The sequence below is a fragment of the Streptacidiphilus rugosus AM-16 genome (assembly GCF_000744655.1).
Taxonomy (GTDB): domain Bacteria; phylum Actinomycetota; class Actinomycetes; order Streptomycetales; family Streptomycetaceae; genus Streptacidiphilus; species Streptacidiphilus rugosus.
Genome location: NZ_JQMJ01000004.1, coordinates 710,515 through 725,727, shown reverse-complemented (window position 1 = coordinate 725,727; position 15,213 = coordinate 710,515). Strand labels below are relative to the sequence as shown.

General features: G+C 69.5%; 20 protein-coding genes and 3 pseudogenes. 12 read left to right on the top strand and 11 right to left on the bottom strand.

The annotated features are described in order from the left end of the window. Positions 1–148: 148 nt before the first annotated feature. On the bottom strand, positions 149–868 hold the full coding sequence (locus BS83_RS12285) for a DUF5677 domain-containing protein (protein ID WP_037603775.1): 720 nt from the start codon (positions 866–868) through the stop codon (positions 149–151). A 67-nt stretch (positions 869–935) separates the two neighbouring features. Further along, positions 936–2,315 (bottom strand): hypothetical protein, encoded by a 1,380-nt coding sequence (locus tag BS83_RS41725; RefSeq protein WP_051942963.1) that lies wholly within the window; start codon positions 2,313–2,315, stop codon positions 936–938. 367 nt (positions 2,316–2,682) lie between these two features. Here BS83_RS41725 and BS83_RS12275 point away from each other — a divergent pair, with 367 nt between their 5' ends. Then, positions 2,683–2,961, top strand: a complete 279-nt coding sequence (locus tag BS83_RS12275; protein WP_037603774.1) for a hypothetical protein — start codon at positions 2,683–2,685, stop codon at positions 2,959–2,961. Positions 2,962–3,022: 61 nt separating this feature from the next. On the opposite strand, the gene BS83_RS12270 is transcribed toward BS83_RS12275, so the two are convergent. Beyond that, positions 3,023–3,322, bottom strand: coding sequence for a helix-turn-helix transcriptional regulator (locus BS83_RS12270; protein ID WP_037603773.1), 300 nt, complete (start codon positions 3,320–3,322; stop codon positions 3,023–3,025). 154 nt (positions 3,323–3,476) lie between these two features. Between BS83_RS12270 and BS83_RS41720 the strand changes: the two genes are divergently transcribed. From BS83_RS41720 to BS83_RS12255, 3 genes are all read left to right on the top strand, one after another. After that, positions 3,477–3,857: an STAS domain-containing protein gene (locus BS83_RS41720; RefSeq protein WP_051942962.1), complete on the top strand. Its 381-nt coding sequence runs from the start codon at positions 3,477–3,479 to the stop codon at positions 3,855–3,857. Between the two features lie 92 nt (positions 3,858–3,949). Further along, on the top strand, positions 3,950–4,417 hold the full coding sequence (locus BS83_RS12260) for a hypothetical protein (protein WP_037603772.1): 468 nt from the start codon (positions 3,950–3,952) through the stop codon (positions 4,415–4,417). Between the two features lie 313 nt (positions 4,418–4,730). Next, positions 4,731–4,943 (top strand): hypothetical protein, encoded by a 213-nt coding sequence (locus BS83_RS12255; RefSeq protein WP_037603771.1) that lies wholly within the window; start codon positions 4,731–4,733, stop codon positions 4,941–4,943. A gap of 42 nt (positions 4,944–4,985) precedes the next feature. Here the strand turns inward: BS83_RS12255 and BS83_RS12250 are convergent, their stop codons facing one another. Further along, entirely contained in the window at positions 4,986–5,408 is a 423-nt protein-coding gene (locus BS83_RS12250) for a restriction endonuclease (protein ID WP_332262327.1), read from the bottom strand. Positions 5,409–5,904: 496 nt separating this feature from the next. Between BS83_RS12250 and BS83_RS47430 the strand changes: the two are divergent. Together BS83_RS47430 and BS83_RS12245 are read left to right on the top strand one after the other, a co-directional pair. Further along, positions 5,905–6,059 (top strand): annotated as a pseudogene (locus tag BS83_RS47430) (site-specific integrase); the annotation flags it as partial. Positions 6,060–7,071: 1,012 nt separating this feature from the next. After that, positions 7,072–7,818 carry a phosphotransferase family protein gene (locus BS83_RS12245; RefSeq protein WP_037603770.1) on the top strand — a complete coding sequence of 249 codons (747 nt, stop codon included), beginning with the start codon at positions 7,072–7,074 and terminating at the stop codon, positions 7,816–7,818. 28 nt (positions 7,819–7,846) lie between these two features. Here BS83_RS12245 and BS83_RS46410 read toward each other — a convergent pair. Beyond that, positions 7,847–7,927: pseudogene (locus BS83_RS46410) on the bottom strand (IS5/IS1182 family transposase); the annotation flags it as partial. 58 nt (positions 7,928–7,985) lie between these two features. Then, the gene (locus BS83_RS12240) at positions 7,986–8,345 is read right to left on the bottom strand and encodes a hypothetical protein (RefSeq protein ID WP_037603769.1); all 360 of its coding nucleotides are present in this window, start codon (positions 8,343–8,345) and stop codon (positions 7,986–7,988) included. A gap of 188 nt (positions 8,346–8,533) precedes the next feature. On the opposite strand from BS83_RS12240, the gene BS83_RS41715 reads away from it, so the two are divergent. Together BS83_RS41715 and BS83_RS12230 are read left to right on the top strand one after the other, a co-directional pair. After that, the gene (locus BS83_RS41715; RefSeq protein ID WP_232248229.1) at positions 8,534–8,764 is read left to right on the top strand and encodes a helix-turn-helix domain-containing protein; all 231 of its coding nucleotides are present in this window, start codon (positions 8,534–8,536) and stop codon (positions 8,762–8,764) included. Then, positions 8,764–9,012, top strand: coding sequence for a hypothetical protein (locus BS83_RS12230; RefSeq protein WP_037603731.1), 249 nt, complete (start codon positions 8,764–8,766; stop codon positions 9,010–9,012). Before BS83_RS41715 ends, BS83_RS12230 begins: the two co-directional genes overlap by 1 nt. Positions 9,013–9,216: 204 nt before the next feature. Here the strand turns inward: BS83_RS12230 and BS83_RS12225 are convergent, their stop codons facing one another. The 3 genes and pseudogenes from BS83_RS12225 to BS83_RS12215 all read right to left on the bottom strand — a co-directional run bounded on the left by BS83_RS12225 (position 9,217) and on the right by BS83_RS12215 (position 10,410). Beyond that, positions 9,217–9,519 (bottom strand): hypothetical protein, encoded by a 303-nt coding sequence (locus tag BS83_RS12225; protein WP_037603730.1) that lies wholly within the window; start codon positions 9,517–9,519, stop codon positions 9,217–9,219. A gap of 168 nt (positions 9,520–9,687) precedes the next feature. After that, a pseudogene (locus BS83_RS47425) lies at positions 9,688–9,903 on the bottom strand (pyridoxamine 5'-phosphate oxidase family protein); the annotation flags it as partial. Positions 9,904–10,107: 204 nt separating this feature from the next. Further along, complete coding sequence (locus BS83_RS12215) at positions 10,108–10,410, bottom strand: hypothetical protein (protein ID WP_037603768.1); 303 nt, start codon at positions 10,408–10,410, stop codon at positions 10,108–10,110. Positions 10,411–10,720: 310 nt separating this feature from the next. On the opposite strand from BS83_RS12215, the gene BS83_RS12210 reads away from it, so the two are divergent. From BS83_RS12210 to BS83_RS12195, 4 genes are all read left to right on the top strand, one after another. Then, positions 10,721–12,178 (top strand): ATP-binding SpoIIE family protein phosphatase, encoded by a 1,458-nt coding sequence (locus tag BS83_RS12210; protein WP_084713393.1) that lies wholly within the window; start codon positions 10,721–10,723, stop codon positions 12,176–12,178. Positions 12,179–12,344: 166 nt separating this feature from the next. Beyond that, positions 12,345–12,545, top strand: coding sequence for a cold-shock protein (locus BS83_RS12205; protein WP_037603767.1), 201 nt, complete (start codon positions 12,345–12,347; stop codon positions 12,543–12,545). A gap of 39 nt (positions 12,546–12,584) precedes the next feature. Further along, positions 12,585–12,878, top strand: coding sequence for a hypothetical protein (locus BS83_RS12200; RefSeq protein WP_037603766.1), 294 nt, complete (start codon positions 12,585–12,587; stop codon positions 12,876–12,878). Continuing rightward, positions 12,875–13,264, top strand: coding sequence for a hypothetical protein (locus BS83_RS12195; RefSeq protein WP_037603765.1), 390 nt, complete (start codon positions 12,875–12,877; stop codon positions 13,262–13,264). Before BS83_RS12200 ends, BS83_RS12195 begins: the two co-directional genes overlap by 4 nt. Before the next feature lie 92 nt (positions 13,265–13,356). Here the strand turns inward: BS83_RS12195 and BS83_RS12190 are convergent, their stop codons facing one another. Further along, positions 13,357–13,731, bottom strand: coding sequence for a hypothetical protein (locus BS83_RS12190; protein WP_037603764.1), 375 nt, complete (start codon positions 13,729–13,731; stop codon positions 13,357–13,359). 202 nt (positions 13,732–13,933) lie between these two features. Beyond that, positions 13,934–15,184, bottom strand: coding sequence for an MFS transporter (locus tag BS83_RS12185; protein ID WP_051942960.1), 1,251 nt, complete (start codon positions 15,182–15,184; stop codon positions 13,934–13,936). Positions 15,185–15,213: the final 29 nt, after the last annotated feature.

Genomic DNA, 15,213 nt, shown 5'->3' with positions numbered 1-15,213 from the left:
AAGACTTGGCCGGCGGTCGTGTCATCCGCCGGCCGATCGCCCTCCCAGACAGCCAAGTCGTAGGTCATGCCCGGGAGGCTCTCACATCGATCTGACATGCGTTCCAGGTGGTGACATCTCCATGGTCACCGCCAAATGAAACGGCGTATTAGTGGATGTAGGGCAGGATGGGCGCCAGCTGGACTTCCTTGGCGACGGCGCGCAGGAACCGCTTCCGTGGCTTGCCGTTCAGCATCTCGTCGAATGCCCGGCCGGCCCAAAGCAGGCACATGGCGGAGGTGACTTCCACCATGGACTCGCGGTCCTTCGGGGTAGGCCGCACGTGGGGCGGGTTCATACTCTCCTCGATGAACGCGTCCGCGCTGGCTGCGGTCGGATGGGCGAAGCGGCAGAGATAGCGGTAGATGGAATAGAGCGCCTTCGTCGGGTCGATCGCATCGCACTGCTTCATGACCTTGCTGAAGGTCCGGCTCTCCTCTGTCTGGATGACCGGCGTCTTCTTGATCGCGTCAATGACGTCTGGCGGCGGCGCGAACGCGGTCTCCATATCCTCCGCGGCTGCCCGGTTCTGCCTGGCGCCCTCAGTGACCACGCCTTCGGCTCCAGCCTCGCCCTTCTGGTAGAGCCAATGAAGGCTGATGGTGGTCTCGAACATCGTGCGGAGGAGGATCGTCGCTTCGTGGCCGTAGCCGAGGTCGAGCAGCTTCAGCGCGGCTTCCGCGAGGCGGTGCACTTCAGCACACCATCCGTGCGCGATGAGCACGGGGCGGTACAGCCGCTGCTTTGTTTCGATGGGCTCGGCGTCGCGATAGTTGGCCAGCATCTTCTCTACGGCTGCGCGGTACTGCTGGCGGCTGACACTCGCCATGAGCATTCCTTGCTGGACGGTTGTAGGGCGGTGAGGTGTCGATTCTGCCCGTGCAGTCCCGCAGGTCTCACGTCCTTTTCCCGTCCAGCGAGTCGGAGGGCGTCCGTGCCTGGTCCCGAGGCTGCCCTGCATTGGCCATGGACCCACCAGCGTCTGTCACCAGCTCCCACAGCTTGAGCGGTGGCAGGTCGGTGGCGCTGAACGTCTCGGTCCAACCGCCGATGCTTCCGGTGTCCGCTCCGGTCAGCGCGTGCGTCAGGCCCAGTTGCGTGCGGACGTGCCGGAGAACCTGTTGCTCAACATTCCGGGCGTGCTGGCCGGCCCCAAAAGGCAGCGTCCCGACGACCGTGAAGCCCATCTTCACGAAGCGGGCGACGCGGTCCGATGTCGCGGCCGTGATCCCCACCTTCACGACGCCTAGCGTCGGGTCGTGGAGGACGTACACGACGGCCGGAGCGGCAGTGTCGAAGCCGTAGGAAGCGCACGCCGCGCGACAGCCGTGCCCCTGCCGGACCGAGGCGAGCCGCGCCGTGACCTCACGGCCGCACGGGTGGTGAATGCAGCGCCATGGGAGCGCGGCTGCTCCGGGGTACTTCTCAAGTGGCGTGTAGCCGGCCGCCTCCATGTCGGCCGCGGCCTTGGCGGGGTTCTCCCGCAGCTTGGCTCCTGTTGAGGCGTAGCCGCACCGACGGCAGCCGGACTGCCGCAGGCGGATGCTGCTGAGGGTTGGTCGGACTTCATCACCGCAGCGCAAACACTCGCAGCGCCAGGGCTTGTTGACCTCCGGAGACGAGACCAGCGGCCGGAGCTGCGCCGCGAGCATCTCGGCGGCCGCCTTCTCAGGGTCTCCAAGCTGCTTCAACGTGGTCCTGGCCCGGCCACAGCGGCGGCACCCGCCGTTTCCCTGCCGGATGCGTCCGAGGGCAGGTCGGACTTCATCACCGCAGCGCAGACACTCACAGCGCCAGGGCTTGTTGACCCCGGGATACGGGACCAGCGGGCGAAGGTGGGCGGCCAGCATGTCGGCGTTCGCCTTGTCCGGGTCTCCGAGCTGGGCGAGCGCGATGCGCCTGTTCGCGCAGGGGAGACAGCCGCTGAATCCGGTCTGGATGTTCGACAGTCTTGGGGTGACGGTCGCGCCGCAGTGCAGGCATTGGCATCGCCACAGGGCGTGGGCTGATTTGAACGGCTCCAGCGGTTCCAGGAAGGCGGCGCGCATGGTCTCGCGCGCCCGATCGGGATCCACGGGCGCATTGGGTGCGCAGAACTTGCAGCCGCGCCCTCTGGTGTAGACGTTCGCACGAGTCGGCGTGACCTCGCGACGGCACGTCAGGCACAGGCAGCGCCAAGGCTTGTTGTTGCCCGGGTACGGCTCCAGCGCCTGCAGGCCGACGGCCAGCATCTGCGCCTCTGCCTCGACCGGGTCGACGTAGCGCGGCACCAGCACCCCCCTCACATCCTGGGGGATTCTGCATGGTGGCACTGACACCCGGTGCCGGGACGGTCCCGGCAGGTCTGGCGAGCGGACGGCCATGGACCTGCCTGAGCCCCGGAAGCCCTGACCTGGGTTTTCTTGAGTTTTCTGTTTCCAGGTATGTCCAGAGATTGGCTATACGGTTAGCGCCGCCCCGCTAGATTCCCCGAGCGGTTCCCGAACCCGCGTCAGATTGCCGCCCAGGTGCTCGCCCGCTGCGCGCGCACGCCGCCCGCACGGGACGCGGCATCAGCGCCCTCGCCCACGCCCTGGCCGCCTCCACGGGCGCGTCCGGCGTGGCCGCCACCCCGGACAGCACGGGGCACGGGACCATCGGCCCATGAGAGACACAGACGGCCAGGCACGACTGAGCAATGACGCGCACTACCTGCAGAGCACGGCCCGCCTGTTCGGCTGGCACATCGCCTGGGAGCCGGACGGCTGCGCCCGCATGTCCCGCGGCGACCAGACCCTCCGCGCGTTCTTCACCCCGGGCGGGGCCTTCTGGCACGCGCGCGCCACCGGCCCCGGCACCACCGACCACGACCTCGCGCTCACCGACACCGTCCAGGCCCTGGAACGCCACGGCGATGACCCCACAATGCCTCCCGCAGCGTGACCGCACGGCGGCACCAAACTGACCGAGCACCCCTCTGGTCCCACCAACCGTCGGCATTGGGTCAGGCCGGGTCGTGGAGCAGGGCCAGGAGGTCGGCGACGGTGGCACCGCTGTCGGCCGGGTGCCGCAGACGCGTGCCCTCCACCACGTGGTAGACGTTGCCTCGCCCGTTGCGCCGGTGGGTGAGGTATCCGGCCGCCTCCAGGTCGGCGATGATGCGCTGCACGGCGCGTTCGGTCAGCAGGCAGCGCGCCGCGATGTCGCGGGTGCGGCTCCCTGGGTCCCGGGAGATCTGAACCAGGACCCGTGCGTGATTGGTCAGAAACGTCCATCTTGAACCTGGCGGGGGCCCACTCTCCATACCTTTAGCCTACGACTGGACATTCAGGCTTCGCTACTCACGACAGATGTTTCACGTATCTGTTGACAGGGTCGTGACCGCGGGGTGAACCTGATTGCGGAGCCGGGACACCGGCACCGCCCATGCGCCCGCGTGGAGAGGACGGGTGAGAGCCATGAATCACGACCAGGACCGCGACCGGTTGTCCGCTCCCCACTCGCCCGGCGCCGGGCAGCCCGGGACCTGCACCTGCGAGACCCCGCCGGGCGGCGTCCTGCTCTACCGGCTGCGCGGAGACCACCTGGGCAGCATCGACTTCGACAAGCCCTTGGACGGCTTCCGGGCTGTCCTGGTCGACTTCACCGATGCCGGGTTCTTCGGCTCCACGGCCCTGGACGCTCTGCTGGGACTGCGCCTTGATGCGCAGGAGAACGGACTCCCCGTGCACATCAGCGCTCCGCCGCCTCTCGCCGCACGGGTCCTGCAGCTCACCGGCGCCGACACCCTCTTCCCCCGCCACGCGAGCCTCGACGAGGCCCTGTCCGCCCTGACCTGACGGCCATCGAGCAGCCGCGAGACTCCGCAGCTCCTGTCCCCTGATGACAGCCGACAGCCAGCAGGCGTCGGCCTCCACCCGAGGATCCCGCCATGACCGGCTCCGACCCGGCCCAGGCCGAGATGGCGCCCACGATGTACGACACCGCCCGCGCCGCCCTGCGCCAGGGCGAACAGGAACTGGCCGCGCGAGACTGGCACCTGTACCCCAAAGGCATCCACGCCGCCCGCCACATCCTCAAGCCCGTGGACGCCCTCGCCGAGCAGCGTCCCAGCACCCCGGATCCGGAGCGGGAGACCGCGCTGCTGCGTGAAGCACTCGGCGCGCTCGCGATGGGAGTCCTGCACACCGAGAACCCACTGCGCCGGCTTCTCGCCGCCGTCTGCTCCGCCCTGGAGCCCCTCGTCCACGCCGCAGCCAACGGCCAGGGCGTGGAGGTCTTCAGTGCCGAGCACCGCGCGGACGCCGACCGGGTCCTGCAGCACCTGGGCCGGCTGCTGCACACCGCCCTGGCCCACAACGCCCCGCCGAACGGCAGCGACCACTCTCAGCCCTCATGATCGTCAGAGGTGACCTGGTCTGGCTGTGCCGGCTCCGTCGGATCGCCGATGGCGGCGACACCGGATCCGCCATAGAGCCACCGTCCGGCAAGACGAGCGGCGGAAGGGGCTGGTGTGGCGCCTGGCCGACTCAACGGCTCAGGCCGTCGAGCCCCGCCGGATCTGGGGCGCGGCCGCGCGGGGGACCGCTGAAACCCGGGCCGGTCAGCGGCGGCCCAGGGCCGAACGACTCAAGCCCCCGAGTACCCCGCAGGCGACGGTGAAGGTGGGAAGCCGGGCGGGATGTCTCGAGCAGGCACAAAGGGCAACGGTCATGGACTACGAATTGAAGGCGGAGTACGACTTTCTGGGCGTGCTCGCCTGGCACATCGTCCCTGAGGGCACCGCAGCCACGCTGTGCGGCCAGCCTGTCGCGCCCGCGGCGGAAGTTCTTCCCATCCTGCGACTGGACGACGTCGACTCCGTTTGCTCATCCTGCGAGATCGACTACGCCTTCCCCGGCTCTGCCCGGCCCACCCGCGCTTGATCACGCGGACCCCAGGCAGGAGGGCACGGCAGGTCACCACCATCAGCCGGGCAGACGTCTTGGGGGCGGGAGCTTGTCAACCAGATCCCACACGGGCCGTGACCCGGCCGCCCACTCCCCCAGCAGCCTGCGGTTGATGAGGTGTATCCGCTGAGCCTTGGCGAACGGAAGCGCCTTGGAGGAGAACCTGCCGTTGGTCACCGCGACTACCACGTCCGCCTTGTGCACCGGACGGGCGGTCCCGTTGAGCCGCTGCAGGTCCGGGGTGCCGACCGCGGAACCGGCGAGGCCGTCGCGGCGGTGCTTGGCCTGGAACACCCACAACCGCCCGAACGGGTCGGTCGCCTTCACGTCGCAGCCCAGGTCCCCGCCGCCGCCGGTCCGCTCGGCCTTAGCTCCGTCGCGGAGCAACAGGTCGCGGATCGCGAACTCGAAGTGGTCGTGGCGCATGCCGTCCAGTTCCACCAGGCGTAACCGCAGCTGCTGCTGCTGGACTCTGGTCCATGCGCCGTGTTGCCGCCGTTGTTTCAGCAGCCACGCGACCGCCGGCCGCGAGCGCGCCGAGGACGACCAGGATCCACCAGTGCACCAGCAGGTAGTGCACCGCGACCCAGACCAGGTACGCCATCGCAGCAAGGCCGCCGATCGCCGCGATCAGCGAGGCGTCCGACGTGGCCGCCTTCCGGCGTGAGCGCCTCCGGCCGCGACGTCGGGCCGCCATCAGCCGACCTGCCCGTGCGACGCGAGCTGATGATGGGGGTTGAGGAACATCCGTGCCGGATCGTGCGCTAAGGCAGGATCGTGGCTGGTAGGTCGCTGACGGGTCGTCGGCGGTGGGGCGGTGGTGAAGTCGTTCCACAGATAACGCCCTATTACCTGCGGTATCACTGAGCGCGACCTGCGGGGACGTTCTCCGCACGTTGCGTGAAGCGGCTCTGTTATCTGTGGCAAGGGAGAGACAGTGCCCGCGGTCCTGCTGCTGCCGACCGGGAAGGCACTGACCGTCCGGACGGCGGCCGACGCCTTCCTCGATTCGCTCGCCAACCCTAACACCGTCCGGAATTACGGCATCGCCGTCGGAAGATCGCCGAGCGGATCGGCGAGGCCCGGCCGCTCGCCGTCCGCCCCGCCGCTGAGCGACCGGCCCGTCCGGCGGTCCCGCGTAAAACAGGTGCTCACATGGCTTGCTGAGTGCCTCTTACGTCATGACATCCCCCTCTGCGCGCCCGCCTCGCCTTATGGAGGGAGTAGGGGAGGGGGCGGGGCGGGCGCGCATCGCGAGAGAGGGTGCTTCGCAAATCATCCGTTCGGACGCCGCCAGCCGCGCCGGTGGCCTTCTGATCCTCCTGGGCCCGCCGGCGCGGGGCGACGACGAGGAGCCACCGGCGGCGTGTGGGAGTGCCCCGACCTGTTCCCGCTGCCCATCGACGGAAGCCCGAACACGCCAACTGGGTTCTGGCCGTCGGCACCCCCCGTCGCCGGCTCCCTGGTGATTGGGACGGTGTCGGGGGTGGGGGACCAGCTGTCGGCGGCGGGCGGGCCAGGTTGGATCGGCTGGCGGTGGTCGTGGGCGTGGGCGTGGGCGTGGGCGCGGAGCAGGGGCGCGCGCTGCCGCTCGGGAAGGTTCCGGCCGCGTCGGTGACATGCTGGCGGGGGCGGCTGGCCGGTCCCGGCGGTGCTGGGATCGGCCGGTGGGCCAGGAGGCGGCCCACCCAGTGGCGGCCGCAGCCCGGACACGCCTGCGCACCTGCGGGACGGTAGCGGGACGGGGCGGGGTTGCCGTCGAGGGCGAAGTACTCGAAGCCTTCGCCGTTCGTGTCGGTGTGGCGCTGGACGTTGAACTCGACGCTCCACCACTGCCAGCGGTGCCCGCACGTGACCTCCGCGCGTTCCACCATCGCCACGAGCCGGTTCGGCACCATCCTCGGGCTATGCGTGTTCGACACCACGGCCAGGCGGAACCCTGCGCTCAACTCCTTTGGGACTCCTGACAAAAATGGTGGTCTTGACCTGGTCAGAGGATGGTGTCGTGCACGCAGGTCGCCGGGTAGCGGGACGCGGGCAGCCGCGTCATCGCATGCGATAAACCCGGCGACGTCGGCGAACTTCCCCGGGATACTGGTCGCCCATGGATGAGGTCAAAGTCGTCGTCGCCCATTCCGAGCGCGCGACTCTGCGCGTCGGCGACGTGTTCCTGAAGGTGGACGCCGATCAGGCACGCATCGACGTCGAGGTCGAGGCTATGTCCCTCGCACCGGTCCCGACCCCGGAGGTCCTGTGGCGCAAGGCGCCCGTCCTCGCGATCGCCGCACTCCCGGGGACGGTGCTCGGCCGTCTCGGTGAACCGTCAACCGCGTCGCCGGCCGCGTGGGCCGCGGCAGGCGCCGCCATCCGGAAGCTGCACGAAGCACCGTTGCCGCCCTGGGCCGGTCGGCGCCGCCGGAGTCCCGACGAATTGGTGGCGGAACTCGACGGCGAGTGCGACTTGCTGGTGACGAACGGCATCCTGCCCGCCGACCTGGTCACCCGCAACCGCCAGATCGCCGAGGCCGCGCTCCGTCCGTGGATTCCAGCGTTCACGCACGGCGACCTGCAGATCGATCACGTCTTCCTCGACGGCGACGAGGTCACGGGCATCATCGACTGGTCCGAGGCGGGCCGGGGTGATGCCCTGTTCGACCTCGCCACCTTGACGCTCGGACACGAGGAGCACCTCGACGACGTCATCGCCGGTTATGGCACCGATGTCGACCTCGACGTGATCCACGCCTGGTGGTCGTTGCGAAGCCTGCTGGGGGTCCGCTGGCTGGTCGAGCACGGCTTCGACCCCTTCGCGCCGGGCTGTGAGGTCGACGTGCTGAGATCCCGGATGTGAGGCTGTGGGGTCGGACTGGCCACGTATGCCGCTGCCAGACCCCGGCCTCGCTCCAGTCCCGCAGTCGTCGCCAGCAGGTCATCCCCGAGCCGAAGCCCAGCTCCTGGGGTCTCCGCCGAGGGCGCGAGCGGGGTACGGCACCGGGCGGCACCACAGCGGCGCGTCTGCTACCGCCGCACCGGACGGAGCAGGACCGACTGGTTCTCGCCGACCAGCACCACGGCCGCGAAGGCCGTCAGGGTGCCGTCGATGACGTACACGGCCATCGACGGTGAGTCGTAGACGTGCGGGCGTACAACGCTGGCCAGCAGGGTCCACAGCAACACGGCCCCGGCGGCCAGGCTCGTCGCGGCACGACGGGACAGCACCCGCATCCATGCCGGAGTGCTGAACGCCATGGCCAGGGCCGGCAGCAGGTACGTCATCTCGGCCTGGCTGCGCGCCAGCGCCGGCACCGCCGCGACCGCGCGCAGCACCGCGAGGGCTGAGGAGACCACCAGCAGCCGGGCCAGCGGCCCCGGAAACACCGTCCCGCCAGCACATCCAGCGCCCTTGCCGCCCGCGCGCGGCGAATCCAGGTAGGAGGCAGCAGGGAAGCCACAATGAGCAGGTGCGCACAGATCTCCCCACCCGTCTCCTGCGGCATGCTCTCGCCGCTCGGGGCATCGGGGCCATGCCGGAGCAGAGGGATCCAGGAGAGTCCGGCGGCCCGAGCGTGGGTGCGCTGCTGGCGCGCGAGCGTGCCAGCCTCGGCCTGACCCAGGTACAGCTGGCGAAGCGCGCTGGGATGACTCAGGCGGCCGTGTCGCGTAGCGAGACCGGTAGTTCCTCGCCCGGCATGCGCAGCCTCCAGCGGCTCGCCGCTGCCCTGGGCCTGGGGTTCACCCTGGTTTTGCAACGCGGCGACCAGGCCATCTGCGAGGTCGCCGGAGGCGGGCCGTCGTGATGGATGCCGGCGATGTGCTCGGACGCGACGCCGTCCGCCTGGACGCGACCGCTCGCTCGTTCGGGTGGCGGGTTTACTGGGAGAAGGATGGCGGCGCCCTCATCTCCAAGGGCCCCTGGACCTTGCTCGCCCGGTTCGACCACGACGGCGCGTTCCGCTTCGCCCGGGCCCGCGGCCCCGGTGCCGGTGGAAGCGAACTGACGCTCACCCAGGTCGTCGACACCCTCGAACACTGGACCACCCCGTAACAGGGCTCACCACTCCACTGCCCGCTGGCGGGCCTTTCGCTCCGCGCTGATCCGCGCCGCAGCCCGGGCAGCGTTCCGGCAGGCGCGACCCTGCCCCGGCCCCAGGAGCCCGCACACGGTGCGGAGCATGCGCACCAGCGAACCGATCAGGAACACGGAAATACCCCGCGCAGCGGGGCAGGGCGGCGAGCCACCCCACACCGGTCAGCTTGCGGCGCCGGTGACGCCGGGGGCGATGAAGCGGCGGTGCATCGGGCGGAAGCTGGTCTGCGGCTCGCCCTCGATGCCGGCTTCCTTGATCGCGGCGGCGAGCCGGTCGGCGAAGAACCCCTCGAAGTGGGCCTGCGAGTCCCACACATCGGTCACGTGCAAGGCGCCGCCCTCGAAGGAACACACGTGCAGGTGCGCCCCGTCCGGCGTGTCCTGCTCCCAGCGGACCAGGTCACGCACCTGGTCGTACTGCTTCGGCGTCACGCCGTCCCAGCGCATCGTCATCACAACAGCCATGTCGCACAATCTCCCTTCGTTGGGGCCCGGACGGCCCCCAACCAGCAGACCGCCCCACACCGCGCCCCGCACGCCGGAGCACTCCGTTCGCGTCCATCGGCCACCGGCACCCGGCCAAAGCAGGCAGCCGGGCCTGCGGAATCCGCGGCACTTGCGGCACCGGAGCATTCAGGCGGGAGAGGGCTCGGTGCCGGGGAGACGGAAGCCGGTGATCAATTCCGGGTGGATGCGGACGGTACAGTCCATCGTCCGATCCACCCAGGGGCGCAGCAGTGTGCGGTAGCGCTCGTTCTCGGCCGGGTCGGTGACCAGGTGGGCGTAGCCGGTCACGATCACGCTCCAGCCGGTGTGGGTGTCCGGGTCGATCTGGTCAGCCTCGTAGGAGCGGCCGGCCAGCGCTGGAGTCGAGTCAGGAAGTCCGGACCCGATGGGAACGGTGAAAGTGGTGCTGCTTCGTGGCCGCGTTGCCTCCGGGGTCTCCCATGCGGCTCGTCGTCTGCGGGTAGCACGGGCGGGCCGATACGGCCGCCGCGGCCGGTGGAGTAGAGCCTCGCCTCCGGCAACCGCTGTCGCCGGTGCCAGGCAGGTTCAGCCCTCGAAGTTCCGCTCGTTGAGCAGGTCGAGGTTGCGGAACACCGGGGGGCCGTCGCACAGTGCGGCGAGCTGTGCCGCGAACTCCGCCGTCTCGGGGCGGTTGGAGTTGTCCATGGCCTGTTCGTAGGAGGGGAACTCCACGATGTTCAGGTACACGTTCTCCTGGTCGCGATCGCGGACCTGCAGAGCGCGCGTCACCAGGCGATGGCCTTCGTTCTTCTCGACCCAGGCGTCGAGCAGGGCGTTGAACTCGTCGATGCGACCGGTCTTGAACTCGATGATCTGTACGAACTTCATGGCTCGGCTCTCTCGGCTCGGTGGGGCAGCGGGTGCCGTCTCTCCTCCAGGGTCTGCCAGCCAGGGGTCGCACGCGCGTCCTCGTACCGCATCCGGGCGTATGAGGCGCTAGCCTGGTGATCATGGCCTGCTGGACCTGCTTACCGTCCAGTAGGCTTGATGGTGTGGCCCGCGGCGTGGCGGTGACCTGGGGAGTCCGTCGCGCGCGGCATGTCATGCCGGTGGCAGGCGGGCCAACCTGCGGTGCTCAGCCCCGTGGGGAGTCGAGCTTCGGCACCACGGGGGAAGTGTCCGGGAACCGGGTCGTTCGATGGATGACGTCGCAGGCGCCTTGAAGCCCGGGGGCAGGTGGCGGCCGGTTCTGGGTGTCCTTCCGGGTCTGTTGCTGGTGGTGGCGGCGGTCGCGGTCATCCTGGCGCCGCCGGAGCATCACTACGGTCTGCTGCTGGCGGCAGTTCCGCTTCTGGCGGCCGTCGTGTACCCGGTGTCCACGACCGCCGTGCTCGGCGCGGTGAGCGTTGTTCTCTACGTTGTCCTGCACTATCAGCGCAGCGAGAGCCTGGACGTCTGGCTGATCAAACTGGGGCTGGTCGCCGGGTTCGCGATCGTGGGCGTCCTGATCGCGCAGGCCCGGGCCCGCGAGCAGCGCCTGGCCCGTACGCGTGACATCGCCCTCGCTCTGCAGCGTGAACTCCTGCCTGCCGTGGTTCCGCGCCTGCCCGCCGTCGAGGTGGATCACCGCTACGTGCCCGCCGACAGCGCCGCCGGGGTGGGTGGCGACTGGTTCGACGTCATCCCGCTCTCGGGTGGTCGGGTGGCCCTCGCGATGGGCGACGTGGTGGGTCACGGCGTCCACGCCGCGGCACTGATGGGTCGGCTCCGCACTGCCGTGCAGACCCTGGCCGATCTCGACCTCGCCCCCGCCGAGCTGTTGTCGCGCATGAACGACCTGCTGGTGCGGCTCGGTGAGGAGCAGTCCCACCGGGAGCCCGGTGCGACCATGCTCTACCTGGTCTACGACCCGGTCACCGGTTGCTGCAGCATGGCCTCGGCCGGGCACACCCCGGCCGCTTTCCGCCGCCCGGACGGCTCGGTCGAGTTCTCCCGAATGCCGGAGACGCCCCCGCTCGGCCTGCCGGGCACCGTCTTCGAGGACACCGACTACCACCTGGCGGCGGGCACGGTAATCGTGCTCTACACCGACGGCCTGCTCGACCTGCGCGACAGCGACCCCGAGCATGCGCTCGCCGAACTCGCCGCCGTCCTGCGCACCGCACCCGCAGACTCACTGAGCGACCTGTGCGACCGCATCACTGCTTCCCGCGCCACTCAGCCGGGCGACGACGACACCGCCCTGTTGCTCGCCCGCACCAACCTCCTGGACCACCGGCAGGTCGCTACCTGGACCCTTGACAGCGAGCCACGCGACGCCACCCGCGCACGCGCCCTCATCGGCGACCAACTGCGCACCTGGGGGCTGGCCGACCTGACCTTCACCACGTCCCTGATCGCCACCGAACTCCTCAGCAACGCCATCCGCCACGCCACCCCACCCATATCCCTCCGCTTGATCAAGGCCCGGACCCTGATCTGCGAAGTCAGCGACGCCGCGCCCACAGCCCCACATCTTCGACGCGCCAAGGCCATGGACGAAGGCGGCCGAGGCATGTACCTGATCAGCCAGCTCGGCGACCGCTGGGGCACCCGCTGGCACGAACCCGGCAAGACCATCTGGGTCGAGCAGCACCTCCCACGCGGCCACCGATAGCCCGCTCCGCCGGCCAGTGGCAGCCACCCGATCAGCCATACCGAAGGGATCCGGCTGTCGAGACACGTAGATGGGTTCGTAATCCGCAGGGTGATACCCGCCCACCGCCCTGGGGGCTGTCCGCTAGGGTCAGCGCACTGTCAGCAGGCGAAGGAACCGGGATTCCATGACCAGCGGCGTCGTGAAGTGGTTCAATCTGGCCAAGGGCTACGGCTTCATCGCCGTAGCCGGCAGCCAGGACGTGTTCGTGCACCACACCGGCATCCTCGGAGAGGGCTTTCGCAGCCTGGCCAAGGGACAGCCGGTGATCTTCCGCCTGGAGTGGGCCAAGCGCGGACCCCAGGCCAGGGAAACCCGCCCCGCGTAGTCCCGGGTGAAAGAACAGCCGGTTCGCTATAGTCGAACTATGGCAAAGACGACGATCCAGGTGGACACCGAGACCCGGGACCAGCTCGCCCAGCTCGCCGCCGAGGCCGGAACCACCATGGGCGCACTGCTCGCCTCCTGGGCCGCCGAACACCACACCCGGAACCAGCGCGCCGAGCGCGTGGAGCAGGGCCGGGCAGCGATGCGCCGTCACATGCCGAACCCGCCCAGCGACGAGATTCTCGACGCCGCGCCGGACGACATCATTGACCGCGTCCACAAAATCGCCGACGAAATCCGGGCACGGGCGGCGACCGGAGGCCAGGCCGCGTGATCCTTTTGGACACCAGTGCGGTACGGGCCTTCTGGAACAACCACACCACACTCCTGCACCTTGTGGAGCGGGCCAATCACGGCGACCGCGCCGAACTGCACGTACCCGCTGTATGCCTGATGGAGGCCGAAACCCTGCTGCCCGGCAGCGGCCTCACGATCCTTGAGCAACCGGGCATCGCTGTCGTCCCCCTCGGCCACCTCGCGGTCGCCACCGGGATCCTCGCGCACGAGCAGCCTGAACTCTCCCCGGGCATGGCCCACGCAATCGTCTGCGCCGCACCAGATCCTTCCGGCCCGCTCGGCGGAATCATCGTCACCACCGAAGCCGAGCTCTACCCCTACGGCGTGGTCGCCGTCGACGCCGACCACCCCGGCTTGCGATAGGTGTCGGCTGAGGCCCGAAGGGGACGAACACCGCGATCCCTCCTCCGGAATGCCCGCCGGAGCGCCCCCACTGGTTGAGTCGATCCGGAGGATCACGCCCGGCTTCCTGGTTGAGCGCCAACAGAGCGGACGTTGTCACCGCAGGCAGATCGACGGCTGTCCTGCGCATCCCGCTTGAGGTCGTCGTACCAGGGGCCCAGATGCCAGCGATCGGGGAAGGCACCATAGTCGGCGGCGGCCGCGGACCGGCCAAGGTGCTTGGCGGCGCGCCGCAGGGCGTCTTCACGGGCCTGGCGGCAGTCGGTGCGCTCGGCCAGTCGGCGGGCGTGGTCGTGGACGTAGTCGCGGAACGCGTAGCGCGGTGCGTCACCGGGCAGCCGGGTCAGCAGGTGCCGCCGATGCAGTTCGTCGAGCTGGACGGCTGCCTCCTCGGTCCGCACTCCGCAGGCGATGGCCGGTACGGACATCGGATCGATCACCGGAATACGCCCGCCGAGTTGAGCCCCGCGCGAACGGGGCTTGCTCGCTAACGTAGCGAACATGACAGTTCAAGGCGGGGACTTCGCAGATCACCGGCGTGCGTATAACCGACCGGCCACCGACGTGGTTGGTCTATTCGGCCGTTCTGCAGTCGCAGGCAAAGCCCTGCGTCGAAGGATCGCTGTTGGCTCAAGAGCCGACTGATACAGAGGGTTCGTCCGCAGTGAGCTTGTCTGCTGGGTTATGGCGTGGGATCAGCAGTGCGGTGGCTGCGGATCCGGCGACGGCGAGGGCGGCCAGATTCATGGTGGTGCCGATGCCGATCTGCTGACCGAGGACGGCTCCGGTGAGCATGCCGACCAGGGTGGCCGCCGCCTGTGCCATGCCGTAGGCGGAGCTGGTGCGGCCGAGGAGGTGGTCGGGGGTGTGGCGGGCGATGAAGGTGTCGACGGTGACCAGGAAGCAGACCGCCGGCGGTCCGATGAGGGTGAACAGGACGAAGTCCCAGGTGGTGTGGTGGGTGTTGAAGGTGGCGGCGAACACCGCGCTCAGGACGGCCAGGCTTCCGATCGTGATCGTGCGGGGAGTGAGGCGGGCGGTGAGCGCCCGGCTGAGCGGGGCTCCGGCGAGATAGCCGATCCCAAGCGCGGCGAACAGCCAGCCCAGGGTGCCCGCGGCAGCGTGCAGGACGGTGCCGACGTAGGGCACGAGCAGAGCGGTCAGGGCCGCGTTGCCGAAGAAGAACACGGCGGCCACCGAAAACAGGATCGGGAGCCCGGAGGTAGAGCGGACGTGGGACGCACCGACGCGCAACTCGCTCGCGAACCGTTGCAGGGCAGTGCCGTCGAGGCTTTGAGGGGCCAAGGCGGCGGGACGGCGGCTGATTGCCACGATCAGGGCCGCTGAGGCGAGGTAGCTGCCTGTGTCGATAGCCACCACGGGAGCGAAGCCGACCAGGACGTAGAGGGCGCCGCCGAGCGGGCTACCGACGAGTTGGACGGTGCCGGAGACAAGCGCGGCCAGGGAATTTGCCTCGGCCAGTCGCGGACCGCGGCCGACCAGGGTCGGAATGAGTGCTTTGCGGGCGGGGGCGAAGAACTGGCTGAAGCTCGCCTCGCCGATCAGCGCGATATAGATGAGCCAGACCTGGCCGGCGTGGTGCACCAGAAGCATGAGCGCGACCGTCGCGGCCCGCAGCAGGTCGGTGGTGAGCATGGTGCGGCGCCGGTCCCAGCGGTCGGCGAACACACCGGCCACCGGGCCGAGGAGGAGCGCCGGCACGGTCTCTGCGGCCAGGGAGAGCCCGGTGGCCAGGGTAGAGCCGGTCAGGCGGAGCACGAAGAAGGGGGCCGCGACCAGCAGCAGCCAGTCTCCGAGACTGGAGAGCAACTGCCCCGTCGCCACCAGTCGGTAGTCACGGACCCGCAGGACACCGAACACGCCTGACCCCCGTCCCAGGCGCCGCATCG

What these genes read in the sequence shown, in the direction of transcription:
- BS83_RS12275 (WP_037603774.1), top strand. Translation starts at nt 2,683, where the DNA reads ATGAGAGACACAGACGGCCAGGCACGACTGAGCAATGACGCGCACTAC.
- BS83_RS12200 (WP_037603766.1), top strand. Translation starts at nt 12,585, where the DNA reads ATGGCAAAGACGACGATCCAGGTGGACACCGAGACCCGGGACCAGCTC.
- BS83_RS12205 (WP_037603767.1), top strand. Translation starts at nt 12,345, where the DNA reads ATGACCAGCGGCGTCGTGAAGTGGTTCAATCTGGCCAAGGGCTACGGC.
- BS83_RS12215 (WP_037603768.1), bottom strand. Translation starts at nt 10,410, where the DNA reads ATGAAGTTCGTACAGATCATCGAGTTCAAGACCGGTCGCATCGACGAG.
- BS83_RS12260 (WP_037603772.1), top strand. Translation starts at nt 3,950, where the DNA reads ATGACCGGCTCCGACCCGGCCCAGGCCGAGATGGCGCCCACGATGTAC.
- BS83_RS12255 (WP_037603771.1), top strand. Translation starts at nt 4,731, where the DNA reads ATGGACTACGAATTGAAGGCGGAGTACGACTTTCTGGGCGTGCTCGCC.
- BS83_RS12210 (WP_084713393.1), top strand. Translation starts at nt 10,721, where the DNA reads ATGGATGACGTCGCAGGCGCCTTGAAGCCCGGGGGCAGGTGGCGGCCG.
- BS83_RS12225 (WP_037603730.1), bottom strand. Translation starts at nt 9,519, where the DNA reads ATGGCTGTTGTGATGACGATGCGCTGGGACGGCGTGACGCCGAAGCAG.
- BS83_RS41720 (WP_051942962.1), top strand. Translation starts at nt 3,477, where the DNA reads ATGAATCACGACCAGGACCGCGACCGGTTGTCCGCTCCCCACTCGCCC.
- BS83_RS12230 (WP_037603731.1), top strand. Translation starts at nt 8,764, where the DNA reads ATGGATGCCGGCGATGTGCTCGGACGCGACGCCGTCCGCCTGGACGCG.
- BS83_RS12190 (WP_037603764.1), bottom strand. Translation starts at nt 13,731, where the DNA reads ATGTCCGTACCGGCCATCGCCTGCGGAGTGCGGACCGAGGAGGCAGCC.
- BS83_RS12270 (WP_037603773.1), bottom strand. Translation starts at nt 3,322, where the DNA reads ATGGAGAGTGGGCCCCCGCCAGGTTCAAGATGGACGTTTCTGACCAAT.
- BS83_RS12285 (WP_037603775.1), bottom strand. Translation starts at nt 868, where the DNA reads ATGGCGAGTGTCAGCCGCCAGCAGTACCGCGCAGCCGTAGAGAAGATG.
- BS83_RS12245 (WP_037603770.1), top strand. Translation starts at nt 7,072, where the DNA reads ATGGATGAGGTCAAAGTCGTCGTCGCCCATTCCGAGCGCGCGACTCTG.